The following is a 25,595-nucleotide window of genomic DNA, read 5'->3' on the forward strand; positions in this document are numbered from 1 at the left end:
CCGGCCCGGGCGCTCAGCCGGCGAACGGGTCCCAGCCGGACTCGGACAGGGGCCGGTGCCCGGTCGGCGGCCGGGCCCCGTCCGGCACGAGCCGGCCGATCCGCGTGAACCCCCGGGGCAGCTCGGTCTCGGGCCACGCCAGCCCCAGGAGGCCGTAGTCCTCGCCCCCGCCGGTCACGAGCGCCTCCGGACTGGTCCCGGCCAGGGCGGCCACGCGGCGCAGGGGTGCGGCGGTCGCCGCCAGCCAGGCCTCGTCCAGCCACGGTGCCGGCGCGGGTCCGGCCCCGCCGGTGGCGGCCGCCATGCGGTGCGCGTCCTTGCCCAGGCCGTCGGAGACGTCCATGAGGGTGAGCAGGCCGGCCGTCACCGCGGCGGGTCCGAGGGCCAGCGGCGGGCGGGGTCGCAGCTGGGCGCGGACGGCGCGGGCGAGCTCCCGCGGTGACGGCCGGTCGGCGGCGGGGAGGGCGTCCGCCCGTCGCTCCAGCTCCGCGCGGTCGGTGAGCAGCAGGGCGAGCCCGGCGGCGGCCCACCCCGGCCCCGGGGGCGCGGCGGCCCGGGGACCGTCCGGCACCGCCTGGGCATGGACGAGGTCGGCGCCCTCGGCGAGCACGCGGTCCCGGTCCGCCGCGGCCGGCGTGCGGCACAGCACTCCGCCGGGGTGCGGGTCCCCGAGCACCGTCACCGCGGCGTGGACCCGTCCGCCGGTGCCCAGGTCGCCCCCGGCCACCCGGCAGTCCGGCGCGCCGAGGTGACGCACCGCGCCCACGATGCCCGCGGCGAACGACCGCACCCAGGCGACCGGCGTCGTCGGCGGCAGGGTGAGGGCGGTGACGAGCGCGGAGGCGGTCCCGCCCATCGCGTTGACGTCCGAGAGGTTCTGGGCGACGGCCTTCCAGCCGGCGTCGTGGCCGCGGGTGCGGGGGCCGGCCGGCCAGCGGTGCAGGAAGTCCGTGCCCTCCCCCATCGCGTCCGTGGAGATGAGCGTCCCGCCGCGGGGCGCGGGCACGAGGGCGGCGTCGTCGCCCGGGGCGACGGTGCCGGCGGGCCAGTGGCCGTCCCGGACGGCGGGAGCGAGCCCGGTCAGGACGACCTCCAGCAGCTCGGCCTCCGTGAGGTCGCCGACGGTCGCCCCCGCCGCGGCCGCGGGGTCGCGCACCGTCATCGGCGGCCCCGCCGGACCGGGGCGCCGGAGGCCCGGGCGAGGGCGTCGCGGAAGGCGCGGAAGCGGTCCACCTCGGCGCGCACCGGGTCGACGACGAGCCGCCGGCCGACGTCGGTGGTCGCCTCCTCGAGGCGGCGGCGCGCGTGGCGTCCCCGCGCCGCGGCGGTCCACCGGGTCAGGGGGATCGCCAGCAGGGCCAGGAGCACGCCGAGCGCGAGGCCGCCGACGAGCAGCAGCGTCGGGAGGGGGAAGCCCTCGACCGTGGGGGCGGGCGGCAGGGGGAACTGCAGGTACCCGGCCAGGGCGAGGACGCCCAGCCAGCCGGCGCCGACGACGGCGGTGAGGAGGGCGAGCCACTGCAGCACGTCCAGCACGGGGTGCCACCAGCTGCCCCGACCGGCCCCGAGGTCGGTGGCGGCGATCGCCTGGTCCACGGCGCCGGGGAGCTCCTCGGCGTGCTCCCGGCCCGCGCGGCGGATGGCGGCGGCCCACGGCTCGGAGGCTCCCGCGCCGGCCGCGGCGGCCAGCGTGCGGACCGCGCCGTCGACGACGGCCCGCTGGGTGCCCGAGCGCTCGGGCAGGGAGGTGCGGTGCAGCGCGGGGTCGCGGGCGACCTCGTCCCGGTCGCGGCGGGGGGCGGCGCTCTCGGGCATCAGGTGCAGGCGCCGCAGGGGGTCCGCGCGGAAGGAGTGCATCCAGCGCAGCACGGGCCAGCTGGTGCGCTTGGCCGAGCGCAGCCGGTACGAGCCCTCCACCGCCCGGACGACGGCCGGCACGCCGCCGGCCACGGCCAGCTCGCGCCCGAGCCGCTGCTCGTCCCCGGGCCCGACGCCGGCCGGCTCGCCCTCGCCCGAGGCGGCGGCGAGGTCCGCGGCACGGGCCGCGACGTCCGCGCCCAGGCGTTCGGCGGCCGCGCCGCGCTGGGCGACGATCGCCGCGACCTGCCGGCCGACCTCCTCGAGGCCCTCCCCCGTGCGCGCGGACACGGGCAGCACCCGGACGTCGCCGAGGCCGTGGCCGGAGAGCATCCGGCGCAGCGAGGCCAGCACGACGTCCCGGTCACGCACCGAGAGCCGGTCCACCTGGTTGAGCAGCACGAGGGTGACGGCCGCGTGCGAGCCCATGGTCGCCAGGAACTCGCGGTGCAGCACGGCGTCCGCGTACTTCTCCGGGTCCACGACCCACACCAGCACGTCCACGTGGCCGGCCAGCCGGGAGGTGATCTCGCGGTTGCCCCGCTCGACCGAGTCGATGTCCGGCAGGTCCAGCAGGATCAGGCCGGTGGCGTCGGCGCCGTCACGGCGGCCGAAGCCGAGGAAGCCGGGGCGGCCGTCGTCGAGCACGGGCGCCTCGTCCAGCAGGTGGCGGCGGCGCACGCCGAGCCAGTCGAGCAGCGCGGCCGCGCCGCCGCCCTCGCCGGTGCCGTCGCCGTGCTCCGCGTCCGGGTCCAACCCCTGTCCCCGGCCCACGCCCCAGACCGCGGCGAGCGGCTCGGACGTGGTGGGCCGGGTGGCGGCCACGCGGGCCAGGTCGCGGCCGGTGAGCGCGTTGAACAGGGAGGACTTGCCGGAGCCCGTCGCCCCGAAGAACCCGACCACGGTGTGCTCCGCGGAGAGTGCCTGGCGCTCCCCGGCCGCGCGCACGACGGCGTCGGCCCCGGCCACGACGTCCTCGGGCAGGCGGCCCGCGGCCAGCTCGGCGGCCTCGCCGAGGGCGTCCAGGCGGGGGGCCAGGGCGGGGGTGTCGCGGCGGCTCATCGGGGCTCCTCCCCCGCCTCGGCGGCGGACGGGGCGTGCTCGGGCCCGGTCGGGCCGTCGACGCCGGCGGCCACCCCGCGGCGCAGCACCGGCACGAGGGCGCGCAGCTCCTCGGTGGCCTGCGGCTCGCGCTCGAGGTGGAGCAGCGGCAGGAAGCGGTCCGCGAGCACGGTCTCGAGGAAGGCCCGCACTCGGTGCTCGAGCAGCTCATCGGCACGCCGGGCCATGCGGCGCACGGCGTCCTCGCCGAAGATCGACTCGAGCAGCTTCTGCCCGACGACGGCGGCGCCGCCGGCGATGCCGACCTCGATGCCCGCGAGTCCGCCGGTGGAGGCGAACGAGATGATCATGAGGGCCACGGCCGCGCCGTTCACGCCGGTGGCCGCCAGGCGGGCGCGCGTGCGCTTGCCCGCGCCCTCCTCCTGGATCAGCGCCAGCACGTCCGACTGCCAGTCCCGCACGACGTCGGCCGCCCGCGCCGACGTGTCCGGCGCCAGGGCGCCCAGGTCGCGCCCGGCCACGAGGGCCCGGCCCGCCGGCTCGGACGCCCAACGCCGCTCGATCTGCTCGGCGGCCGCGGCGGCCGCCTCGACCATCACGGCGTGCAGGCCGGTCTCGAGCGCGGTCTCGACCTCTTCGGGCGGGGCCGGGCGCCCGCGCACCAGGGCGCCGAGGCGGTCCCGCAGCCGGCCGATCGTGGTCTCGACGCCGCGGAAGAACTCCCCCGTGCCGACGAAGTCCTGCCAGCGGGAGAGCACCTCGCCGCGCAGCAGCGTGCCGTCCGAGGTGGCCTCGTGGACCCGGCCGACGGCCTGGTCCGTGGAGTCCCCCACGATCCGGGCGAGCAGGTCCGCGGCGTGCCGCTGCTCCTCCTCGGCGCGGGCCAGGTCGGCGACGCGGGCGGCCAGCTGGCCCAGCACGCCGTCCACGGTCCGGCGGGCGACAGCGCCGCGCGCCTGGGCGTCGGCGGCGAGGGTCTCGAGCCAGGCGCGCAGGCCCGCGACGTGCTCCTGCGGGAGCAGACCGCGCTCGTCGAAGCGGGTCTCGGGGATCACGTGGATCCGGGCGTCGGCGAGGCCGCGCTCGGTGAGCATGCGCCGCAGGTCCGGGGTGATGTCCTCCGCCGCGCCCTCGGGCACGCGGCCGAGCACGACGGCCACGGTGATGTCGCGGGCGGCGGCCTCGTCCAGCAGCTGCCAGGGCACGGCGTCGGCGTAGCGGTGCGCCGTCGTCGTGAAGATCCACAGGTCGGCGGCCTCGAGGAGCTGCCGGGCCAGCGCGCGGTTCTGGTCCGCCACGGAGTCGATGTCCGGGGCGTCCACGAGGGCGATGCCTGACGGCAGTGCGGGCTCGGCCACGAGCGCGACCGTGTCCATCGCGGACTGGTCGGGTTCGACGGGGCCGGCGGCCGCGTCGCGGTGCACGCTGACGCGGGCGAGGTCGGGCAGCACCCGCGGGCCCGTGAACCAGTGGGCGTCGGCGGGGTTGTGCAGCAGCAGCGGCTGCCGCGTGGTGGGCCGCAGGGCGGAGGAGCGGGAGACCTCGTGGCCGACGAGCGCGTTCACCAGCGTGGACTTGCCCGCACCGGTGGAGCCGCCGACGACGGCCAGCAGCGGCGCGTCGAGCGAGTCGAGGCGGGGCAGCACGTAGTCGTCGATCTGGTGCAGGGTGCGCTCTCGCTCGGCGCGGTCCTGCCCTGCGGTGACGGTCTCGAAGGGCAACTCGAGCGCGGCGAGGTGCTCGCGCACGCGGCGGACGGCCGTGTCGACACCGAGGTCTGGGACGTTCTGATCCGTGTGTGGCACGTGGGCCATCGTCTCACGGGCGCGCGCCGGCCGCCCATCCCGCCGGCCCGGCGGACGGAGACGACGGAAGCCCGGTCCGCAGGGACCGGGCTTCCTGTCACTCGGGTGACCCCAGCGGGATTTGAACCCGCGTTACCGCCGTGAGAGGGCGGCGTACTAGGCCGCTATACGATGGGGCCGAGCGCGCTGTCCGCGTGTGCGGAAGCGATGCCGTGGAGACCTTCTGCTGCGCCTGCGTCTCCTGTTCAGGCGGCGGATGCGTTCATCCGCCCGTGCCGTTCCGGTCTGAGGACCGGGCGGCGACTGCGTGACCCCAGCGGGATTTGAACCCGCGTTACCGCCGTGAGAGGGCGGCGTACTAGGCCGCTATACGATGGGGCCGTGCGCCACGTCCGAGCGTCTCCGCCCGTGCGCGTTCACTGAGTCCGAAGACTCGCTGGGGTACCAGGACTCGAACCTAGAATGACGGTACCAGAAACCGTTGTGTTGCCAATTACACCATACCCCACTGTCGGTCAAGCATGCCTGACCGATGTGCATCATATTCATGAGCTCCGTGTTCCCGGATCTCTCCGGCAACGAGTAAGAACTCTACACCCTCCGGGCGGCGCGTGCAAAATCGGCGGGTCAGGCCGCCAGCCAGGTCCGCAGCCCGCCGATCGCCCGCATCCGCCAGCACGCGTGCTCCTCGTCCCAGAGCGGCTCCTCCGCCCCGCCGTGGGCGGGGGCGTCGGGGCTCATCCACACCGGGACGAGCCCCGCCGACCGGGCCCCCTCGACGTCGTGACGCAGGCTGTCCCCCACCATGAGGGTACGTCCCGGGTCCGTGCCCAGGCGGGAGCAGCCGGCCAGGAAGGGGGCCGGGTCCGGCTTCGGGGCCCCGGCCGTGTCCGAGCCGATCAGCACCTCGACCCACTCCAGACCGAGGGCGTCGGCCTTGCCGCGCTGGTAGGTCTCCACGTTGTTCGTGACGATCCCCACGCCACGGCCTGTTCCCCGCACCTCGGCGAGCACGTCGGCGGTCGCGGGGAACAGCGCCCAGTGCCCGCGCACGACCTCCTCGTAGTCGGTGGTCCACAGGCCGTCGAGCGGGGTCGCCGCGTCCTCGGGCACGCCGAGCGCGCGCAGGGCGTCGGCCACGCGGGCCAGCCGCTGCTCCTCGAACGTCAGCTCCCCGGCCACGTAGCGCCCGTAGTGGCCGCCGACGTCGGACGCGAAGGCGTCGGTGGCCTCGGCCAGCACCGCCGGGTCGACGTCGGCGGCCCCGGCCCACTGCCGGCGCACCGTCGCGTCGAACGCGGCGTGCTGGGCGGAGCGCAGATCCAGCAGCGTGTCGTCCAGGTCGAAGAGGACGGCGTCCCAGGCCGGCGGCGCGGGCGCGCCCGCGGACCCGCCGGCCGGCGTCGTGCTGGCGCCCCGGCTCATGCGTCGGCGGGCCGGCCCTGGTCCAGGCCCTGCTCCGCGGCGAAGCGGTCCAGGCGGGCGAGCGCGGAGTCGCGGCCCAGGATCTCGAGCGACTCGAAGAGCGGCGGGGACACCTTGCGGCCGGTCACCGCGACGCGCACCGGGCCGAACGCCTGGCGCGGCTTGAGGCCCAGGCCGTCGATGAGGGCGGCCCGCAGCGCCGCCTCGATCCGCTCGGTGGTGAACTCGTCCTCGGGCAGGGCGGCCAGCGCCTCCCGGGCCGCGGCGACGGCGGCCCCCAGGTCCGCCGGCATGCCCTTGAGGGCGCCCTCGGCCGTCCGGACGTCCCGGTCCGCCGTGAAGAGGAAGGCGAGCATCTCGACGGCCTCGCCGAGCAGCTGCACGCGCTCCTGCACGAGCGGGGCCGCGGCGGTGAGGATCTGCATCTCCCGATCCGTGAGGTGCTCGCCCACGAGGCCGGCCGCGTGCAGGTAGGGCACGAGACGGTCACGGAAGTCGGCCACGTCGAGCATGCGCACGTGCGTGCCGTTGATCGCGATCGCCTTCTTCTCGTCGAAGCGGGCGGGGTTGGCCAGCACCTTGTGCACGTCGAAGTGCTCCACGAACTGCTGCGGGGTGAAGATGTCCTCGTCCGCGGAGAGGGACCAGCCCAGCAGGCCGAGGTAGTTCAGCAGGCCCTCCGGGATGAAGCCGTTGTCCCGGTGCAGGAACAGGTTGGCCTGCGGGTCGCGCTTGGAGAGCTTCTTGTTGCCCTCGCCCATCACGTAGGGCAGGTGGCCGAACACCGGCATGTACCGGGCGACGCCGATCGCGTACAGGGCGCGGTAGAGCGCGATCTGGCGCGGAGTGGAGGAGAGCAGGTCCTCGCCGCGCAACACGTGGGTGATGCCCATGAGCGCGTCGTCCACCGGGTTCACGAGGGTGTACAGCGGCGAGCCGTCCGCGCGCACCACCACGAAGTCCGGCACGGAGCCGGCCTTGAAGGTGATCTCCCCGCGCACCAGGTCGGTGAAGGTGATGTCCTCGTCCGGCATGCGCAGCCGCCAGACCGGCGCGCGGCCCTCGGCCTCGAAGGCGGCGATCTGCTCGTCCGTGAGGTCGCGGTCGTGGCCGTCGTAGCCGAGCTTGGGGTCGCGGCCGGCGGCCCGGTGACGGGCCTCGGTCTCCTCGGGGCTCGAGTAGGACGGGTAGATGTATCCGCCGGCCTTGAGCTTCTCGATCACGTCCGCGTAGATCTGCCCGCGCTGGGACTGACGGTACGGCTCGTGCGGGCCGCCGACCTCGACGCCCTCGTCCCAGTCGATCCCGAGCCAGCGCATCGCCTCGAGCAGCTGCTGGTAGGACTCCTCCGAATCGCGCTTGGCATCCGTGTCCTCGATGCGGAACACGAGGGTGCCGCCGGTGTGCCGCGCCCAGCCCCAGTTGAACAGGACGGTGCGGATCAGCCCCACGTGGGGGGTGCCGGTGGGCGAGGGGGCGAAGCGCACGCGCACGGGGGTCTCGGCGTCCACCTGGGGGACGTCGGCGAAGGGGGCGGGGGCGTTCTCGGACACGGGAGCGGTGGCGTCAGTCATGATGCCCCGAGTCTACGCGGGGGCCCGGACGGCGTCGTCGGGCGCCCGCGTCAGCGGCGGAAGACGGTGGCCAGGACGCCGATCCCCTCGACCTCGGCCTCGACGCGCTGGCCCTCCTGGACCGTCCCGACCCCGCCCGGGGTGCCGGTCAGGATCACGTCGCCGGGCAGGAGGGTGAACATCTCCGAGGCCGCGGCCACGAGCTCGCGGACGCCGAAGACCATGTCCGCCGTCGTGCCGTCCTGGCGGGTCTCGCCGTCGAGCCGGGACGTGATGCGCAGGCCGCCGGCCGGCTCCACGTCCAGCTCGGTCTCGATCCACGGGCCCAGCGGGCAGGCGCCGTCGAAGCCCTTGGCGCGGGCCCACTGCAGGTCGGTGCGCTGGGCGTCGCGGGCGGTGAGGTCGTTGCCCACGGTGTAGCCGAACACGACGTCGTCCACGCGGCTCACCGGCACGTCCTTGCAGATGGTGCCGATGACGACGGCAAGCTCGGCCTCGTAGGAGACCTCGTCCGACCAGCTCGGCAGGGTCACGGGCTCGTTCGGACCCACCACGGAGGTGTTCGGCTTGAGGAAGAACTGGGGCGAGGTGGGCACCTCGTTGCCGAGCTCCTTGGCGTGGTCAGCCCAGTTGCGGCCGACGCCGACGATCTTGGAGCGCGGGATGATCGGCGCCACGAGGCGCACGTCCTCGAGGCGGTGCGTGGTGCCGGTGGGCTGGATCCCGTGGAAGAACGGGTCGCCCTGCAGGGCGGTGATGCTCAGCTCGGCGGGGTCGGCGTCGGCCGGGCCCTCCACGATGCCGTAGGTCGGTTCGGCCTGGTCCACGAAACGGGCGATGCGCATGCCTGCCAGCCTAGTGGGTGAGCAGCGGGCGCCGTCGCCGGACACCCCACCCGATGCCGACCCCGCTGACGCCGCGAGCCAGACGATTCGGCCGCGCCCGACGGCCCGGGGCGACCGATTCGTCTGGCTCGCGGGCGGATTCGTCTGGCTCAGCGGGGTGCGGTGCGGCGCGGTGCAGGGCGGGTCGAGACCGCTCAGCAGCAGCGGCTGCCCGGATTCGCCTGCTGGCGGGCGTATTCGGCCCGCCAGAATTCCCGCTCGGTCATCGGTGCCCGCCCCGGGTGGTGGGCCCGGTGATGGGCCACGTAGGCGTCGTACTTCCCCTCACCGGAGAGCTGGCGGACCCACCAGCGCGCCCGGGCCCACACCCCGGGCCGTGACGGGCCGGCCGAGCCCTCCGCGGTGGAGGGCCCGGCCGGCGTCGCGCGCGGATCGGCCACGTCAGTGACCCCGCACCGGCTGCCGGTCCGCCGGCAGGGCGTCCCACTGCCGCTGCAGCTCCTTCTCCTCGGCCGTGGCGAACAGCCCGGCCGGGGCGAAGCGCTGCGAGGGCACGTACGGGTCCTGGTGGTCGATGACCTCGGTGCCGCGGAAGGCGCGCACCGTGGCGAGCACCGACGTCGTGATGACGATCAGCGCCAACACCAGGAAGACGACGGAGAGCGTGCCCTGGATGAAGGTGTTGCGGACCACGGCCTCCATGGCCGGCACGGACTTCGCGGCGCCGAAGCTCGTCTTCCCCGCCGCCAGCGCGTCCTGGAACGCGCGATGCTGCGCCCAGTAGCCCACCGCCGGGATGGAGGAGAAGATCTTCTGGAACGACGCCACGGTGGTGACCACGGTGATGAACGCCAGCGGCAGCGCCACGATCCACAGGCCCCGGAAGTGCCGGCGGCCGGCCACGATCGCCAGGACCACCGCGAGCGCGATGGCCGCCAGCAGCTGGTTGGCGATGCCGAACAGCGGGAACAGCGTGTTGATGCCGCCCAGCGGGTCGGTCACGCCCATGATCAGCACGGCGCCCCACGCGGCCACCATGATGCCGGTGCACACCCAGGCGCCCACGCGCCAGCCGGTGTCCTTGAAGCGCGGGACCACGTTGCCCAGGGAATCCTGGAGCATGAAGCGGGCCACGCGGGTGCCGGCGTCCACGGCGGTGAGGATGAACAGCGCCTCGAACATGATGGCGAAGTGGTACCAGAAGCCCATGAGGGCCTCGCCGCCGATCAGCTGGCCCATGATGATCGAGAGCCCGACGGCGAGCGTCGGGGCGCCACCCGTGCGGGAGACGACCGTGTCCTCGCCCACGAGGTTCGCCAGCGCGGTGAGCTGCTCGGGCGTGACGTCCACGCCGGCCAGGCCCAGGCTCATCACCCAGGCGGCCGCCGTCTCGGGGGTGCCGCCGGTGAGCGCGGCGGGGGCGTTCATGGCGAAGTAGATGCCGCGGTCGATGGACACGGCCGCCACGAGCGCCATGACCGCCACGAAGGCCTCCATGAGCATGCCGCCGTAGCCGATGAAGCGGGTCTGGCGCTCCTTCTCCACCATCTTCGGGGTGGTGCCCGAGGCGATCAGCGCGTGGAAGCCGGACAGGGCGCCGCACGCGATGGTCACGAACAGGAACGGGAACAGGGAGCCCGGCCACACCGGACCGGTCTGGCCCGAGGCGAACTCGGAGATCGCCGGGGCGGTGATCTGCGGCTGCACGATCACGATGGCCACGGCGAGGCCGGCGATCACGCCGATCTTCATGAAGGTGGAGAGGTAGTCGCGGGGGGCGAGCAGCAGCCACACGGGCAGCACGGCGGCCACGAAGCCGTAGATGATGATGCCCCACGCGATGGTCACGCGGTCCAGGGTGAACAGGGCCGCGCCCCACTCGGTCCCGGCCACCCAGCCGCCGCCGATGATGGCCGCCAGGAGCAGGACGAACCCGATCACGGAGATCTCGGTGATGCGGCCCGGGCGGATCCAGCGCAGGTACACGCCCATGAAGAGCGCGATCGGGATGGTCATGGCCACGGAGAACACGCCCCACGGGGACTCGCCCAGGGCGTTGACCACCACGAGGGCCAGGATGGCCGTGATGATCACCATGATCAGCAGGGTCGCGACGATCGCGGCGGTGCCCCCGACGCGGCCCAGCTCGTCCCGGGCCATCTGGCCGAGCGAGCGGCCGCCGCGGCGCATCGAGAAGAACAGGACGAGGTAGTCCTGGACCGCGCCGGCCAGGATCACGCCGACGATGATCCAGATGGTGCCGGGCAGATAGCCCATCTGCGCGGCGAGCACGGGGCCCACGAGCGGACCGGCGCCGGCGATGGCCGCGAAGTGGTGGCCGTAGAGCACGCGGCGGTCGGTGGCCACGTAGTCCCGGCCGTCGGCCCGGTACTCGGCCGGGGTGGCGCGGGTGTCGTCCGGGTGGACGATCATGCGCTCGACGTACTTCGAGTAGAAGCGGTAGCCGATCGCGAACGTCGCCACGGCGGCGAACACGAACCAGATCGCGTTGATCGTCTCGCCGCGGTGCAGGGCGAGCATGGTCCAGGCGACGCCGCCGAGCAGGGCGACGGCCACCCAGACGGCGATCTTCGCGGGCGTCCAGCGGGGCCGGCCGGCGGCCTCGGTGGGCGGGAGGTCTTCCGGCGTCGTGGCCGGGAGTGGGGCGCCCTCGGCGGCCGCGGAGGAGCGGTGCGAGCTCACGGGGGTCTCCGTTCGTGGGGTGGGGTCAGACGAGGCGGTGCAGCCAGCCGTGGCGGTCCTCGACGCGCCCGGTCTGGATGCCCTCGAGCTCGGTGCGGATCTTCAGGGCCACGTCGGCCCCGCCGGCGGACTCGATCACGTCGTCGCCGTCGAGCAGACGGCCGATCGGGGTCACGACGGCGGCGGTGCCGCACGCGAAGACCTCGGTGATCTCGCCCGAGCGGACGCCCTCGGCCCACTCGGCGAGGGTGACGCGACGCTCCTCGACGGTCAGGCCCATGTCCCGGCCGAGCTGGAGGATCGAGGAGCGGGTGACGCCCTCGAGGATCGTGCCGGTGAGCGCCGGGGTGACGAGTCGGCCGTCGGCGTGCACGAAGAACACGTTCATGCCGCCGAGCTCCTCGATCGCGTCGTCGTTGTACTGGTCGAGGAACACGACCTGGTCGGCGCCCTGGGCCGCGGCCTGCAGCTGGGGCAGCAGCGAGGCGGCGTAGTTGCCGCCGGTCTTGGCCGCGCCCATGCCGCCCTTGCCGGCGCGGGCGTAGTCGCGCGAGACCCAGATGGTCACCGGCTTGAGCTCGCCGCCGAAGTAGTTGCCGGCCGGGGAGGCGATCACCATGTACCGCACCTGCCGGGCCGGGCGGACGCCGAGGAACGCCTCGGAGGCGAACATGAAGGGGCGCAGGTAGAGGGACTGGCCCGGGCCGGTGGGCACCCAGGCCCGGTCCGCCTCGAGCTGGGCCCGCAGCGAGCCGAGGAACAGCTCCTCGGGCAGCTCCGGCAGGGCCAGGCGGCGGGCGGAGCGGTTCAGGCGGGCCGCGTTGGCCTCGGGGCGGAACGTCCACACCGAGCCGTCCTCGTGCCGGTAGGCCTTCAGGCCCTCGAAGATCTCCTGGCCGTAGTGCAGCACCGCGGCCGAGGGGTCCAGGGACAGCGGTCCGTAGGGCTCCACGCGGGCGTCATGCCACGCGCCGCCGTCCTCGTCCCAGGTCCAGTCGATCGAGACCATGTGGTCCGTGAAGACGTTGCCGAAACCGGGGTCCTGGAGGATCTCGACGCGCTGCTGATCGGACATCGGGGACAGATGCGGTTGCCGCGTGAACACGGTCTCGGACACGGTGGGATCACTCCTCGTGACGGTGGCAGATGGGGACGGCTCCGGTGCCGGGCACGACGCGCGGGGGGCCACGGCGCCGGGCGTGGCACACGCCACAGGCCGTCGCCCCATCCTAGACCCGGCGTCGACGCGCCGAGCCCGCGCGTCAGACCCGCGCGGCGACGTCGGCGCCCACCTCGGCGGTGGTGCCCCGCGCGCCGTCCACCCGGTCCTTCAGGTGCGCCCACACGGCGGTGCGCACGCGCGCGGCCGCGCCGGCCTCGCCCACGTGCTCCAGCAGCAGGGCGGCGGAGAGGATGGCGGCCACGGGGTCGGCGATCCCCTGGCCCGCGATGTCCGGGGCGGAGCCGTGGACCGGCTCGAACATCGACGGCGCCGTGCCCTCGACGTTGATGTTGCCGGAGGCGGCGAGCCCGATGCCGCCGGTCACGGCGGCGGCGAGGTCCGTGATGATGTCCCCGAACAGGTTGTCCGTCACGATCACGTCGAAGCGGGCCGGGTCCGTCGCCAGGAAGATCGTGGCGGCGTCCACGTGCATGTAGTCCCAGGTGACCGCGGGGAAGTCGGCCGCCACGGACTCCACGGTGCGGCGCCACAGGTGGCCGGCGTGGACCAGGACGTTGTGCTTGTGCACGAGCGTGAGGCGCTTGCGCTCGCCCGCGTCGGCGCGACGGAAGGCGTCCTCGACGACGCGGCGCACGCCGAACGCCGTGTTCACGGAGACCTCCGTGGCGATCTCGTGCGGGGTGTCCACGCGGATCGCACCGCCGTTGCCCACGTACGGCCCCTCCGTGCCCTCGCGCACCACGGTGAAGTCGATCTCGCCGGGCGCGGCCAGGGGGCTGACGGCGCCGGGCAGCAGGGTGGCCGGGCGCAGGTTCACGCCGTGGTCCAGCGCGAAGCGCAGCTTGAGCAGCATGCCGCGCTCGATCAGCCCGGACGGGATGCGCTCGTCCCCGGGCGCGGCGCCGACGGCCCCGAACAGGATCGCGTCGTGGCGGCGAAGGGACTCGAGGACCTCGTCCGTGAGCGCCTCGCCGGTCTCGAGCCAGTGCTCCGCACCCAGCGGATACGGGGTGAGCCGGGCCTCCGGACGCCCCTCGGCACGCAGCGCCGCCTGCAGGACGGCGGCGGCCTGGTCGGTGACCTCGGGGCCGATGCCGTCGCCGCCGATGACGGCGATGTCCAAGGGGTCTGCGGAGCTGCGTGTGGTCTCGGTCATGGCCCTCAGGCTACGCGCGGCACGCGTGAGGACCACATCGTGTGACACCCGGTCTCACCCTCCGGACGGACTCAGTCCTCGGCGGGCTCCTCGTGCCGCGGGAAGACCGGCTGCGGGGCGGGCAGCGGGGTGCCGGGGACCAGGTCCTCGTGGAACGCGGCGAAGGACCGCGGGCCGGTGCCGGACGCGCCGGTGCGGCCGGCGTCGCCCTCGGCGGGGACGCCGAGCAGGTCCAGCAGCCGCGAGGCCGAGCCGGGCATCACCGGCTGCGCGAGCAGGGCCACCCGGCGCACGGCCTGCAACGTCACGTACAGCACCGTGCGCATGCGCGGCTCGTCCGTCTTGCGCAGCACCCACGGGGCCTGGTCCGCGAAGTAGGCGTTGATCTCACCGAGCACGCGCCAGGTCTCCTCGAGCGCGTCGTGGAAGTCCTGCACCGCGTACGCGGACCGGGAGCGCTCCAGCAGGGCGTCGACCTGGGCCAGGACGGCGCGGTCCGCCTCGGTGAACTCGCCCGGCTCGGGCACGGCGGCGCCGCAGTTCTTGGCCACCATGGACAGCGAGCGCTGGGCGAGGTTGCCGAGGTTGTTGGCCAGGTCCGCGTTCTTGCGGCTCACCACGGCCTCGTGGCTGTAGGAGCCGTCCGCGCCGAACGGGAACTCGCGCAGCAGGAAGAAGCGAATGGCGTCCAGGCCGTACCGGGCCACCCATTCCCGCGGGTGCACCACGTTGCCCAGGGACTTGGACATCTTGGCCCCGTTGTTGTTCAGGAAGCCGTGGATCATGACGCGGCGCGGCAGCTCGAGGCCGGCCGACATGAGGAACGCGGGCCAGAAGATGCAGTGGAACCGGGAGATGTCCTTGCCGATCACGTGCAGGTCCGCGGGCCAGTAGCGCGCGAACGCCTCCGGGTCCTCCGCCGGCCAGCCCGCGCCGGTGAGGTAGTTCGTCAACGCATCGACCCAGACGTAGGTGACGTGGTCGGCGCGCCGGTCGGCGTCGCCGGCGTCGGGGTCCGCGGGCGCCGGCAGGTCGATGCCCCACTGGAAGGAGGTCCGGGAGATGGACAGGTCCTCGAGCCCGGCCTCCACGAAGCGGATGACCTCGTTGAAGCGGTACCGGGGGGCGGCGAAGTCCGGGTGCTCGCGGTAGTGGTCCAGCAGCGGCTGCTGGTACTTGGACAGGCGGAAGAAGTAGGACTCCTCCTCCGTCCACGTCACCTCGGTGCCGGTCTCGACGGCGCGGCGCACCCCGTCCTGACCCACCTCGGTCTCGTCCTCGCCGAAGTAGCGTTCGTCCCGCACGGAGTACCAGCCGGCGTAGGAGCCGAGGTAGATGTCCCCGTTGGCCTCCATCCGCCGCCAGATCTCGCGGACGGCCTCGGCGTGGTCCGTGTCCGTGGTGCGGATGAAGCGGTCGTAGGAGATGTCCAGGACGTCGTCGTCCATCTCCTTGAAGACGGCGGCGTTGCGCGTGGCCAGCTCGAGGGCGCTCACGCCCTGCTGCTGCGCCGTCTGCTCCATCTTCTGGCCGTGCTCGTCCGTGCCGGTCAGGAAGCGCACGTCCCGCCCGTCGAGCCGCTGGAAGCGGGCCATCGCGTCCGAGGCGATGTACTCGTAGGCGTGGCCGATGTGCGGCTCGCCGTTCGGGTAGGAGATGGCCGTGGTCAGGTAGTACGGGGCGCGGGCGTCAGTCACAGTCGTCGAGTCTACCGGCGGGGCCGGGGCCCGCGCCGAGGACGACGTCGTCCGCGCCGACGTCCGGGACGCCGTCGGCGGTCACCTGCAGATGGCCCGGCGCAGGCCGCAGGTGCAGGTGGGCCCACGGGGCCACCACGAGCACGGACGCCCCGATCATCTCGGTCAGCTCCTCCGCGTGCGTCGCGACGTGGTAGGCCAGGGTGCTGCGCCCGATCCCGAAGACGAGCGGCACCGCCTCGAGGACGATCGCGCCGAAGAAGAACACCGCGCCGCCCGCCACCGTCAGCGCTCGGGTCCGGCGGGGCAGGGCGACGGTGCACAGCGCGAGCAGCCCGAGGACGACGATCGCGGCCGGCGCGCCGAGGATCAGCCACTGGAACGCGGGCAGCGGGTTCTCCCCCGCGAACGGCAGGACCTCCCACAGCTGGCCGGCCTGCTCGTGGAGCTGCGTCGACTCGTCCAAGCTCATGGCCGCCAGCAGGGCCGCGGGGGTCAACCACGCGAGCAGGCTCGGCCGCCGGTCCGCCCCCAGCGCGCGACGCACGAGACCCACCGTGGTGAAGCCCGCGGCCCCCAGCAGGAGCAGGCCCGAGCTCCACCACGCCGTGAGGTTGGCCTCGTGGTTCACGTCGAAGACCTCGCGCCACCACGGCACCTGCCGCGGGCCCAGCCCGAACACGAAGGGGAGGGCGAACGACCAGGTGGCGAGCAGGACACTGACGCCGATCAGCCCGCCCGCCGCGCGCCGGGCCCGCGGTGCCCGCCCGGGCGTCGACGGGTCAGACGGAGAGGTCCACCTCGGCCGCACGGGCGGCGCCGATGGCCGCGGCCAGCGTGGCCGCGGTGTCTCCGGACAGCGCCCCGTCCAGGGTCAGCACGGCCAGGGCGGCGCCCTCGTCGTCGCGCGAGACGTCCATGCCGGCGATGTTCACGCCCTGCACCCCGAGGGCCTGGCCCAGGACGCCGATCACACCCGGGCGGTCCTGATAGGCGAACACGAGCAGGTGGTCGGCCAGCGGCACCTCGAGCTCGTGCCGGTCCACGCCCACGAGCTTCTGCACCTGGCGCGGGCCGGTGAGTGTGCCGGTGACGGCGGTCTGGGAGCCCTGCGCGGTCGCGGCGCGCACCGTGACGGTGTTGCGGTAGGACTCGGACACCGCGGTGGTGGTGAGGCGGCACTCGACGCCGCGCTGCTCGGCCAGCACGGGGGCGTTCACGTAGGAGACCTGGTCCGAGACGATGTCCGTGAACACGCCCTTCAGGGCGGCCAGGCGCATCGCGGAGACGTCGTGCTCGGCGATCTCACCGGCGATCTCCACCTCGACGGCCGTGATGGACTGCTCGCCCACCAGCGCGGTGAGCACGCGGCCCAGCTTCTCGGCCAGCGGCAGGCCGGGGCGCACGTCCTCGTGGATCGCGCCGCCGGCCACGTTCACGGCGTCCGGCACGAGCTCGCCGGAGAGGGCCAGGCGCACGGAGCCGGCGACGGCGACGCCCGCCTTCTCCTGGGCCTCGGCGGTCGAGGCGCCCAGGTGGGGGGTGACGACGGCGGAGTCGTGGGCGAAGAACGCCAGGTCCGTGGCCGGCTCGGAGCTGAAGACGTCGATGCCGGCACCCCCGATGGTCCCGGCCTCGAGCGCGCGGGCGAGGGCGTCCTCGTCCACGAGGCCGCCGCGGGCCACGTTCACGATGATCGCGGTGTCCTTCATGCGGGCGAACTGCTCATCGCCGATCATGCCGACCGTCTCGGGGGTCTTGGGCATGTGGATCGTGACCACGTCGGCGCGCTCGAGCAGCTCGTCCAGCTCCACGAGGCTCGCGCCGAGCTGCTGCGCCCGGGCGGTGGTCACGTAGGGGTCGTAGGCGAGGATCTCCATGCCGAACGCCTTCATGCGCTCGGCCACGAGCGCGCCGATGCGGCCCAGGCCGATCACGCCCAGCCGCTTGCCGTACAGCTCGACGCCCGTGTACTTCGACCGCTTCCACTCCCCCGCCTTGAGCGAGCCGTGGGCGGCCGCGATGTTGCGGGCGGCGGCCAGGATGTGGCCGCAGGTGAGCTCGGCGGCGGAGATGATGTTCGACGTCGGCGCGTTGACGACCATGACGCCGGCCTCGGTGGCGGCGGGCACGTCCACGTTGTCCAGTCCGACGCCGGCGCGCGCGATGACCTTCAGCTGCGGCGCGGCGGCGATCGCCTCGGCGTCCATCTGGGTGGCCGAGCGGATCAGCACCGCGTCGACGTCGCGCAGGTCCTCGAGGAGGCGGGCGCGGTCGGCGCCGTCCGTGCGGCGGATCTCGAAGTCGGGGCCGAGGGCCTCGACGGTGGCGGGCGAGAGTTCCTCGGCGATCAGGACGACGGGCTGGGCTGCGCTCACGGGTGCTCCTGGAGGTGTGGTGCGGTGGGATGGGAGGCGGGCCGGCCCGCGCTCCGGTCCGAGCCTAGACGCGCGAACGGGCCGTGGCCGGAATGCGACGCCGGCCCCGGAGCGCGATGCCCGGGGCCGGCGTCGGGGGCTCAGGCGGCTCAGCGGGCCGCCGTGCCCTCGGTGTAGTCGTCGTCCGCGTCCTTGAGCCAGGAGAACATCTGGCGCAGCTCGCGGCCGGTCTTCTCGATCGGGTGGGCCTCGCCCCGGGCGCGCAGCTCCTTGAACTCGGGCGCACCGGCCCTCTGGTCGTCCATGAAGCGCTGCGCGAAGGCGCCGGACTGGATGTCGGCGAGGACCGCCTTCATGTTCTCCTTCACGTCGGGGGTGATGACGCGGGGGCCGGAGACGTAGTCGCCGTACTCCGCGGTGTCGGAGATGGACCAGCGCTGCTTGGCGATGCCGCCCTCGACCATGAGGTCGACGATGAGCTTCAGCTCGTGCAGCACCTCGAAGTAGGCGATCTCGGGCTGGTAGCCGGCCTCGGTGAGGGTCTCGAAGCCGTACTGCACGAGCTGGGAGGCGCCGCCGCAGAGCACGGCCTGCTCGCCGAACAGGTCGGTCTCGGTCTCCTCGGTGAAGGTCGTCTCGATGACGCCGGCGCGGGTGCCGCCCACGGCCTTGGCGTAGGACAGGGCGAGGGCGTGGGCCTGGCCGGAGGCGTCCTTCTCGACGGCGATCAGCGCGGGCACGCCGCGGCCGGCCTCGAACTCGCGGCGCACCACGTGGCCCGGGCCCTTGGGGGCGACCAGGGCGACGTCGACGCCCTCGGGGGCCTGGATGTAGCCGAAGCGCACGTTGAAGCCGTGCGCGAAGAACAGGGCGTCGCCCTCCTGCAGGTTGCCGGCGATGTGCTGGTCGTACACGTCGGCCTGGACCTGGTCCGGGGTGAGGATCATGATCAGGTCGGCCTCGGCGGCGGCGGTGGCGACGTCGACGACGCGCAGGCCCTCGGCCTCGGCCTTGGCGCGGGACTTGGAGCCCTCGGCGAGGCCGATGCGCACGTCCACGCCGGAGTCGCGCAGCGACAGGGCGTGGGCGTGGCCCTGGGAGCCGTAGCCGATGACGGCCACGGTGCGGCCCTGGATGATCGACAGGTCGGCGTCGTCGTCGTAGAACTTCTTCACGGTCATGCTGTTCTCCTCACGGGATGGGTGGATCGGGACGGGTCAGCGGGCCAGGCCGCGGTCGGTCATGGACCGCGGCCCCCGGGCGAGGGCGAGGGTGCCCGAGCGGACGAGCTCACGCACGCCGTAGGGCTCCATCATCTCGAGGAAGGCCTCGAGCTTGTCACGGGTGCCGGTGGCCTCGAGGGTCAGGGACTCCGGGGCCACGTCGACGACGTGGGCGCGGAACAGGTCGGCCGCCTGGACGACCTGACCGCGGGTGGCGGCATCGGCGCGCACCTTCACGAGCAGGTGGTCGCGCTGAACGGAGGAGTCGGGCGTGAGCTCGACGACCTTGATCACGTTGATCAGCTTGTTCAGCTGCTTGGTGACCTGCTCGAGCAGATCCGTGTCGGCGTCGACGACCACGGTGATCCGGGACAGGCCCCCGACCTCCGTGACGCCCACGGCCAGCGAGTGGATGTTGAACGCGCGCCGGGCGAAGAGGCCGGCCACGCGGGTCAGGGTGCCGGGCACGTCCTCGACGAGCACGGACAGGGTGTGGCGTTCCATCGGTTGCCCTCCTCAGTCTTCCTGGTCCCAGTCGGGCGTCATGCCCCGGGCCACCTGGATCGCGTCGTTGCTGACCCCCGCGGGGACCATCGGCCAGACCATGGCGTCACGGGAGACCACGAAGTCCACGATCACGGGGCGGTCGTCGATGGCGAGGGCCTGCCGGATGGTGTCGTCCAGGTCCTCCCGGCGGTCGCAGCGCAGGCCCGCGGCGCCGTAGGCGTCGGCGAGCTTGACGAAGTCCGGCACCCGGGCGGTGTCGTAGCCCGTGTTGAGGTCCGTGTTCGAGTAGCGCCCGTCGTAGAAGAGGGTCTGCCACTGGCGCACCATGCCCAGCGAGGAGTTGTTGATCACCGCGATCTTGATGGGGATGCGGTTGATCACGCACGTGGCGAGCTCCTGGTTGGTCATCTGGAAGCAGCCGTCGCCGTCGATGGCCCAGACCACGCGGTCGGGTTCGCCCACCTGCGCCCCCATCGCGGCGGGGACGGCGAAGCCCATCGTCCCGAGGCCGGCCGAGTTGAGCCACTGGCGCGGACGCTCGTAGGCGACGAACTGGCTGGCCCACATCTGGTGCTGGCCGACGCCGGCCACGTAGGTGGCCTCGGGGCCGGACAGGGCCGACAGGCGCGAGATCACCTCCTGGGGCGCGAGGAGGCCGTCCTCGGTCTCGGTCCAGCCCATCGGGTAGGTGTCCTGCAGGCGCCGCAGCACCGCCCACCAGTCGGCGAGGTCGGGCAGCGCCTCGGTGTCCGTCGCGAGCTCGGCCACCAGGTCCGGGATGATCTCCTTGACGTGGCCGACGATCGGCACGTCCGCGGTGCGGTTCTTGGAGATCTCGGCCGGGTCGATGTCCGCGTGGATCACGCGGGCGCCGGGGGCGAACGAGGGCAGGTGACCGGTCACGCGGTCGTCGAAGCGGGCGCCGAGCGTGATCAGCAGGTCGGCCTGCTGGAGCGCGGCCACGGCGGGGACGCCGCCGTGCATGCCCGGCATGCCCAGGTGCTGGGGGTGCGAGTCGGGGAAGACGCCGCGGGCGGTGAGGGTGGTGACCACCGGGGCGCCCGTGAGCTCGGCGAGGGCGCGCAGCTCCTCGTGGGCCTCGCCGCGGGCCACGCCGCCACCCACGTACAGCACGGGGCGCCGGGCCTCGCGGATCAGCCGGGCGGCCTCGCGGATCTGCCGGGGGTGGCCGCGCAGGACGGGGCGGTAGCCGGGCAGGTCGATCCGGGGCGGCCACGCGAACTCGAACTCGCCCTGCTGGGCGTCCTTGGTGACGTCCACGAGCACGGGCCCGGGCCGGCCCGTGGCGGCGATGTGGAACGCCTCGGCGAGGGCCTGGGGGACGTCCTCGGGCCGGGTCACGAGCCGGGAGTGCTTGGTGATGGGCATCGTGATGCCCACGATGTCCGCCTCCTGGAAGGCGTCCGTGCCGATCGCGGCGGAGGAGACCTGGCCGGTGATGAACACGACCGCCTGGGAGTCCATGTGGGCGTCCGCGATGGCGGTCACCAGGTTGGTGGCACCGGGACCGGAGGTGGCGATGGCCACGCCGACCTTGCCGGTGGCCAGGTGGTAGCCCTGCGCCGCGTGACCGGCGCCCTGTTCGTGGCGCACCAGGATGTGGCGGATCCGATCGGAGTCCATGAGCGGGTCGTAGGTCGGCAGGATGGCGCCGCCGGGCAGCCCGAACACGTCCGTGACCCCCAGCTCCTCCAGGGAGCGGATGATGCCCTCGGAGCCGGTCATCCGGGTCGGCTCGACGCGGGAGCCCTCGCCGGGCACCCGCGGCTCGACGATCTCGGGCCGGGGGGCCGGACGGCGCTCCTGGACCCGGGCGGTCTCCGTCGGGCGGGAGGCCGGCGTCGGGACCTGCGGGACCGCCGCGCGGGCGTCGCGGGGGGTCGTGCTCATGGGGTCACCTCACTGCGTTCGTCGCTGCGTGTCCGTCGCGGGGGCGTCGGACGGTCGTCGTTCGGATCCGTCGGGCGTCGGGGACCGTGGCCGCGTCGATGACGGATCGGGCCGGCGTGGTGGAGTCTGAGGTGGGGACACGGGCCGCCGGGTCCTTCGGGGGTGGTCTCAGTATCGACAGCCGTGCGCCCCGTCCGCCATCGACCACCCGCCTGTCTCGCAATGTGAGATAAAGCGTCACATCGTGAGACGACCGGGCGGTCGGGGTCGGATCCCGGGCCTGCGCCCACCCTAGTCAGCCGCCGCGGGGGCGGCCGCCTTCACCCACGTTCCGTGATGGAGCACCCCGCGCACCTCGAGCTCGGGGCCGAAGACGACGGCGTCCGCTCGGCTCCCGGCTCGGAGCCGGCCGACGTCGGGAAGCCCCAGGGCGTCCGCGGGCGCGGCCGTCGCCGCCCGCAGCGCGGCGTCGAGGTCGACCCCGGCGACGACGGCGGAGCGCACCGAGCCGGTGACCGTGGCCGTGGACCCGGCGATGGCCCCGGCTGCGCCGTCCGCGCCGACCACCCGCGCGACGCCGTCGTGGACCCGGACCCGCAGCGGCCCGAGGGGGAACTCGCCGTCGCCGCAGCCGGCGGCGGCCATGGAGTCCGAGACGAGGATCCACCGCTCCCCGGCCTCCCGGGCGACCCGCCGCACCGTGGCCGCATGCAGGTGGACGCCGTCCACGATGGTCTCGATCCCCACGCGCGGGTCCTCCAGCAGGGCGACGGCCGGCCCGGGCTCGCGATGGTGGGTGGGCCGGCACGCGTTGTGCAGGTGCGTGGCCATCCGCGCCCCCGCGTCGATCGCCGCGCGCGTGGTCTCGTAGGAGGCGTCCGTGTGGCCGATCGCGACGACGACGCCCGCCTCCGCCAGCCGGCCCACCGCGTCGAGGGCCCCGGGCAGCTCGGGGGCCAGCGTGACCATCGCCAGGTGGCCCGCGCCGACCTCGACGAGGCGAGCGACGTCCTCGGGCTCCGGCGCCCGCAGCGACGCGGCCCGGTGCGCGCCGCAGTGCAGGGGCGAGAGCCAGGGACCCTCGAGGTGCACGCCGGCCAGCACCCCCTCTGCGCACAGGGGCGTCAGGGCCGTCAGCTGCGCCGCGAGCGCGTCGACCTCGTCCGTGACGAGGGAGGCCACGACCGTGGTCGTGCCCGCGCGGGCGTGGGCCGCGGCCGCCGCGCGTGCCGCGGCCGCGCCGGACTCGACGGCGTGTCCGCCGCCGCCGTGGCAGTGCACGTCCACGCAGCCGGGAGCGAGGAGGGCGTCGCCGAGGTCGTGGACGGGGCCGTGGGTGCGCGGCGGGTCCCCGGTCCCGACGGCCACCACCCGGCCCTCGGCCAGGGCGATCCAGCCGGGGCCGCCGAGGCGCTCGCCGTCATGGACGCGGTCCGCGCGCAGCACCGACGGGGACGCGGCGGCCTGCGGCGCCTGCTCGGCGCGCGGCCGGTGAGGGACCGAGGCGGGCACGGATGCACCTTCCGGGGTGGGCGGGTCGATGGACGAGGGGCGCTCAGAGGCCCTGCCAGGACGGCTTGGCCTCCCACATGTGGCGGTACTCCCCCGCGAGCTCGAGTCGCCCGGCGGCGGCCTCGTCCACGAGGACGGTCACATGCGGGTGCAGCTGCAGGGCCGTGACCGGCCAGCGCGCGCTCACGGGGCCCTCCACGAGCTGCCGCACCGCCTCGGCCTTGCCCTCGCCCCGGGCCAGCAGGACCAGGTGTCGGGCGTCGAGGATCGTGCCCACGCCCTGGGTGAGGCAGTGGGTCGGGACCTGGTCGAGGTCGCCGTCGAAGAAGCGGGCGTTGTCCCGCCGGGTCTGCTCGGCGAGCACCTTGATGCGCGTGCGGGAGGCGAGGGAGGAGCCGGGCTCGTTGAACGCGATGTGCCCGTCCGTGCCCACGCCGAGCAGCTGCACGTCCACGCCGCCGGCCTCGCGCAGCGCCTCCTCGTAGGCGGCGCAGGCGCCCGGGACGTCCGCCGCCCCGCCGTCCGGACCGTGCACGGCCTCCGGGGCGATGTCCGTGCGCACGACGAACTCCCGCTCGATCACGGTGCGGTAGGACTCGGGGTGTCCCGCGGGCAGGCCGACGTACTCGTCCAGCAGGAACGCGCGGCAGGAGCGCAGGGACAGCTCCCCGTCCCGGACCCGGCGGGCGAGCTCGTCGTAGACGGGCAGGGGCGAGGAGCCGGTGGCCAGCCCCAGGACGGCCTCGGGACGGGCCGCCACGTGGGCGGCCACCGCGTCCGCGCCGTGCCGGCCCAGGGCGGCGGCGTCGGGCAGGATGACGACCTCCATCAGCGCGCCTCCCGCCCGGGACGCGGCGCGGGTCCCCCGGCCCGGGCGTCGATCGCGTGCATGCTCATCCTCTGCTCGTCTCGGCGTGCGGGCCGACCGGGCCTCAGCCCAGGTAGGCGCCCTCGGCGGCGGAGTGCACCAGCTTGGCGTACTTACCCAGCACGCCCGTGGTGAACTTCGGCTCCACCGGCTCCCAGGACTCGCGGCGGGCGGCGAGCTCGGCCTCGTCCACGAGCAGGTCCATGGTGCGTCCGGCGATGTCCACGCGGATGCGGTCGCCGTCCTGCACCAGCCCGATCGGCCCTCCCTCGGCGGCCTCGGGGGCGATGTGGCCGATGCACAGGCCGGTGGTGCCGCCGGAGAAGCGCCCGTCGGTGATCAGCAGGACGTCCTTGCCCAGACCCGCCCCCTTGATCGCGCCGGTGATCGCGAGCATCTCGCGCATGCCCGGACCGCCCTTCGGCCCCTCATAGCGGATGACCACCACGTCGCCGGCGGCGATGGTCCCGTCCTCGAGGGCGTCCATGGCGGCGCGCTCCCGGTCGAAGACGCGCGCGGTGCCCTCGAAGACGTCCGCATCGAAGCCGGCGGACTTCACGACAGCGCCCTCCGGGGCCAGCGAGCCGTGGAGGATCGCGATGCCGCCGTTGGGGTGCAGCGCGTCGTCCATGGTCCGGATGACCTTGCCGTCCACCGGGTCCGGATCGAGCGCGGCCAGGTTCTCGGCGAGGGTCTTGCCGGTGACGGTGAGGGTGTCCCCGTGCAGCAGGCCCTCGTCCAGCAGGGCCTTCATGACCACCGGGACGCCGCCGATGCGGTCCACGTCCGTCATGACGTACTGACCGAACGGCTTGAGGTCGGCGATGTGCGGGGTGCGGTCGGCGATGCGGTTGAAGTCGGACAGCTGCAGGTCCACGCCCGCCTCCCGGGCGATGGCGAGCAGGTGCAGCACGGCGTTGGTGGAGCCGCCGAACGCCATGGTCACGGCGATCGCGTTCTCGAACGCGGGCTTGGTCATGATGTCCCGGGCCGTGATGCCCTGGCGGAGCATGTTCACCACGGCCTCGCCGGAGCGGCGCGCGAAGGCGTCGCGGCGGCGGTCCGCGGAGGGGGCGGCGGCGGAACCGGGCAGGGACATGCCGAGGGCCTCACCGATGGAGGCCATGGTGTTGGCGGTGTACATGCCGCCGCAGGCGCCCTCACCCGGGGCGATGGACTTCTCGATGCGGAGCAGGTCCTCCTCGGACATGAGACCGCGGGCGCAGGCGCCGACCGCCTCGAAGGCGTCGATGATGGTCACCTGCCTCTCGGTGCCGTCGGTCAGGCGGGCCACGCCCGGCATGATCGAGCCGGCGTAGACGAACACGGACGCCAGGTCCAGGCGGGCGGCGGCCATGAGCATGCCCGGCAGCGACTTGTCGCAGCCGGCGAGCAGGACGGAGCCGTCCAGGCGCTCGGCCATCATCACGGTCTCCACCGAGTCCGCGATCACCTCGCGGGAGACGAGCGAGAAGTGCATGCCCTCGTGGCCCATGGAGATGCCGTCCGAGACGGAGACCGTGCCGAACTCCAGCGGATATCCGCCGGCGGCGTGGACGCCGTCCTTCGAGGCCTGGGCGAGGCGGTCCAGGGAGAGGTTGCAGGGAGTGATCTCGTTCCAGGACGACGCGATGCCGATCTGCGGCTTGCCGAAGTCCTCGTCCCCCATGCCGACCGCGCGGAGCATGCCGCGGGCGGCGGTGCGCTCCATCCCGTCGGTGACGTCGCGCGAGCGCGGCTTGATGTCGGGAGCGGCGGACGGGGTGCTGGGAGTCGACGCGGCGGAGTCCATGCCGCGGAGTCTAGTGAGCACGGCGCCACCGGGCCGACGCGACGTCCCCGTGTGACGGGTGCCGCAGCATGACACGCGCGGACGGGTCCGCGTACGT

At 74.1% G+C, this 25,595-nt stretch carries 19 protein-coding genes and 3 tRNA genes; all 22 read right to left on the reverse strand.

Annotated features, from left to right (window positions below; genetic code table 11):
- Positions 1-13 precede the first annotated feature (13 nt).
- A complete protein-coding gene (locus ABIB16_RS01045) occupies positions 14-1,162 on the reverse strand; it encodes a thiamine-phosphate kinase (RefSeq protein WP_044659169.1) in 1,149 nt (382 codons plus the stop codon).
- The gene (locus ABIB16_RS01050; RefSeq protein ID WP_036338076.1) at positions 1,159-2,919 is read right to left on the reverse strand and encodes a GTPase; all 1,761 of its coding nucleotides are present in this window, start codon (positions 2,917-2,919) and stop codon (positions 1,159-1,161) included. Before ABIB16_RS01050 ends, ABIB16_RS01045 begins: the two co-directional genes overlap by 4 nt.
- Complete coding sequence (locus tag ABIB16_RS01055; protein ID WP_044659171.1) at positions 2,916-4,724, reverse strand: dynamin family protein; 1,809 nt, start codon at positions 4,722-4,724, stop codon at positions 2,916-2,918. The genes ABIB16_RS01050 and ABIB16_RS01055 overlap by 4 nt, the downstream gene beginning before the upstream one ends.
- A 106-nt stretch (positions 4,725-4,830) precedes the next feature.
- Positions 4,831-4,903 (reverse strand) — tRNA-Glu (locus ABIB16_RS01060).
- A 129-nt stretch (positions 4,904-5,032) separates the two neighbouring features.
- Positions 5,033-5,105: transfer RNA gene (locus ABIB16_RS01065), tRNA-Glu, on the reverse strand.
- Between the two features lie 55 nt (positions 5,106-5,160).
- Positions 5,161-5,232: transfer RNA gene (locus tag ABIB16_RS01070), tRNA-Gln, on the reverse strand.
- Positions 5,233-5,351: 119 nt separating this feature from the next.
- Complete coding sequence (locus tag ABIB16_RS01075) at positions 5,352-6,149, reverse strand: HAD family hydrolase (RefSeq protein ID WP_135019811.1); 798 nt, start codon at positions 6,147-6,149, stop codon at positions 5,352-5,354.
- The gene (gene gltX / locus ABIB16_RS01080; protein ID WP_049145177.1) at positions 6,146-7,723 is read right to left on the reverse strand and encodes a glutamate--tRNA ligase; all 1,578 of its coding nucleotides are present in this window, start codon (positions 7,721-7,723) and stop codon (positions 6,146-6,148) included. The genes ABIB16_RS01075 and gltX overlap by 4 nt, the downstream gene beginning before the upstream one ends.
- Positions 7,724-7,773: 50 nt before the next feature.
- Positions 7,774-8,568 (reverse strand): fumarylacetoacetate hydrolase family protein, encoded by a 795-nt coding sequence (locus ABIB16_RS01085; protein ID WP_041103184.1) that lies wholly within the window; start codon positions 8,566-8,568, stop codon positions 7,774-7,776.
- Positions 8,569-8,762: 194 nt separating this feature from the next.
- The gene (locus ABIB16_RS01090) at positions 8,763-9,008 is read right to left on the reverse strand and encodes a YbdD/YjiX family protein (RefSeq protein WP_080772545.1); all 246 of its coding nucleotides are present in this window, start codon (positions 9,006-9,008) and stop codon (positions 8,763-8,765) included.
- A gap of 1 nt (position 9,009) precedes the next feature.
- Complete coding sequence (locus ABIB16_RS01095; protein WP_041103186.1) at positions 9,010-11,271, reverse strand: carbon starvation CstA family protein; 2,262 nt, start codon at positions 11,269-11,271, stop codon at positions 9,010-9,012.
- Positions 11,272-11,296: 25 nt separating this feature from the next.
- Positions 11,297-12,346 carry a branched-chain amino acid aminotransferase gene (locus tag ABIB16_RS01100; RefSeq protein ID WP_051995178.1) on the reverse strand — a complete coding sequence of 350 codons (1,050 nt, stop codon included), beginning with the start codon at positions 12,344-12,346 and terminating at the stop codon, positions 11,297-11,299.
- Positions 12,347-12,533: 187 nt separating this feature from the next.
- On the reverse strand, positions 12,534-13,610 hold the full coding sequence (locus tag ABIB16_RS01105) for a 3-isopropylmalate dehydrogenase (RefSeq protein WP_135019757.1): 1,077 nt from the start codon (positions 13,608-13,610) through the stop codon (positions 12,534-12,536).
- Between the two features lie 71 nt (positions 13,611-13,681).
- Entirely contained in the window at positions 13,682-15,307 is a 1,626-nt protein-coding gene (gene metG / locus ABIB16_RS01110; RefSeq protein ID WP_095353811.1) for a methionine--tRNA ligase, read from the reverse strand.
- Positions 15,300-15,989, reverse strand: coding sequence for a DUF8692 domain-containing protein (locus tag ABIB16_RS01115; RefSeq protein ID WP_354436006.1), 690 nt, complete (start codon positions 15,987-15,989; stop codon positions 15,300-15,302). Before ABIB16_RS01115 ends, metG begins: the two co-directional genes overlap by 8 nt.
- Positions 15,990-16,089: 100 nt before the next feature.
- On the reverse strand, positions 16,090-17,685 hold the full coding sequence (serA, locus tag ABIB16_RS01120) for a phosphoglycerate dehydrogenase (protein WP_002854199.1): 1,596 nt from the start codon (positions 17,683-17,685) through the stop codon (positions 16,090-16,092).
- Between the two features lie 149 nt (positions 17,686-17,834).
- Positions 17,835-18,866 (reverse strand): ketol-acid reductoisomerase, encoded by a 1,032-nt coding sequence (gene ilvC / locus ABIB16_RS01125; protein WP_251649634.1) that lies wholly within the window; start codon positions 18,864-18,866, stop codon positions 17,835-17,837.
- Between the two features lie 36 nt (positions 18,867-18,902).
- On the reverse strand, positions 18,903-19,412 hold the full coding sequence (gene ilvN, locus ABIB16_RS01130) for an acetolactate synthase small subunit (protein ID WP_095353809.1): 510 nt from the start codon (positions 19,410-19,412) through the stop codon (positions 18,903-18,905).
- A 12-nt stretch (positions 19,413-19,424) separates the two neighbouring features.
- Positions 19,425-21,326 (reverse strand): acetolactate synthase large subunit, encoded by a 1,902-nt coding sequence (locus ABIB16_RS01135; RefSeq protein WP_354436007.1) that lies wholly within the window; start codon positions 21,324-21,326, stop codon positions 19,425-19,427.
- Between the two features lie 291 nt (positions 21,327-21,617).
- Positions 21,618-22,838 (reverse strand): N-acetylglucosamine-6-phosphate deacetylase, encoded by a 1,221-nt coding sequence (locus ABIB16_RS01140; RefSeq protein ID WP_134376922.1) that lies wholly within the window; start codon positions 22,836-22,838, stop codon positions 21,618-21,620.
- A gap of 43 nt (positions 22,839-22,881) precedes the next feature.
- Positions 22,882-23,667 carry a glucosamine-6-phosphate deaminase gene (gene nagB / locus ABIB16_RS01145; protein WP_036382115.1) on the reverse strand — a complete coding sequence of 262 codons (786 nt, stop codon included), beginning with the start codon at positions 23,665-23,667 and terminating at the stop codon, positions 22,882-22,884.
- Between the two features lie 103 nt (positions 23,668-23,770).
- Positions 23,771-25,498 carry a dihydroxy-acid dehydratase gene (gene ilvD, locus ABIB16_RS01150; RefSeq protein WP_036382119.1) on the reverse strand — a complete coding sequence of 576 codons (1,728 nt, stop codon included), beginning with the start codon at positions 25,496-25,498 and terminating at the stop codon, positions 23,771-23,773.
- Positions 25,499-25,595: the final 97 nt, after the last annotated feature.

Source organism: Micrococcus sp. UYEF5 (assembly GCF_040546065.1).
Lineage (GTDB): Bacteria > Actinomycetota > Actinomycetes > Actinomycetales > Micrococcaceae > Micrococcus > Micrococcus luteus.

Bases quoted from the DNA above. Each gene is read 5' to 3' on its own strand.
- ABIB16_RS01045 (WP_044659169.1), bottom strand. From the start codon at position 1,162: ATGACGGTGCGCGACCCCGCGGCCGCGGCGGGGGCGACCGTCGGCGAC.
- ABIB16_RS01050 (WP_036338076.1), bottom strand. From the start codon at position 2,919: ATGAGCCGCCGCGACACCCCCGCCCTGGCCCCCCGCCTGGACGCCCTC.
- ABIB16_RS01075 (WP_135019811.1), bottom strand. From the start codon at position 6,149: ATGAGCCGGGGCGCCAGCACGACGCCGGCCGGCGGGTCCGCGGGCGCG.
- gltX (WP_049145177.1), bottom strand. From the start codon at position 7,723: ATGACTGACGCCACCGCTCCCGTGTCCGAGAACGCCCCCGCCCCCTTC.
- ABIB16_RS01085 (WP_041103184.1), bottom strand. From the start codon at position 8,568: ATGCGCATCGCCCGTTTCGTGGACCAGGCCGAACCGACCTACGGCATC.
- ABIB16_RS01100 (WP_051995178.1), bottom strand. From the start codon at position 12,346: ATGTCCGATCAGCAGCGCGTCGAGATCCTCCAGGACCCCGGTTTCGGC.
- ABIB16_RS01105 (WP_135019757.1), bottom strand. From the start codon at position 13,610: ATGACCGAGACCACACGCAGCTCCGCAGACCCCTTGGACATCGCCGTC.
- ilvC (WP_251649634.1), bottom strand. From the start codon at position 18,866: ATGACCGTGAAGAAGTTCTACGACGACGACGCCGACCTGTCGATCATC.
- ilvN (WP_095353809.1), bottom strand. From the start codon at position 19,412: ATGGAACGCCACACCCTGTCCGTGCTCGTCGAGGACGTGCCCGGCACC.
- ABIB16_RS01135 (WP_354436007.1), bottom strand. From the start codon at position 21,326: ATGAGCACGACCCCCCGCGACGCCCGCGCGGCGGTCCCGCAGGTCCCG.
- nagB (WP_036382115.1), bottom strand. From the start codon at position 23,667: ATGGAGGTCGTCATCCTGCCCGACGCCGCCGCCCTGGGCCGGCACGGC.
- ilvD (WP_036382119.1), bottom strand. From the start codon at position 25,498: ATGGACTCCGCCGCGTCGACTCCCAGCACCCCGTCCGCCGCTCCCGAC.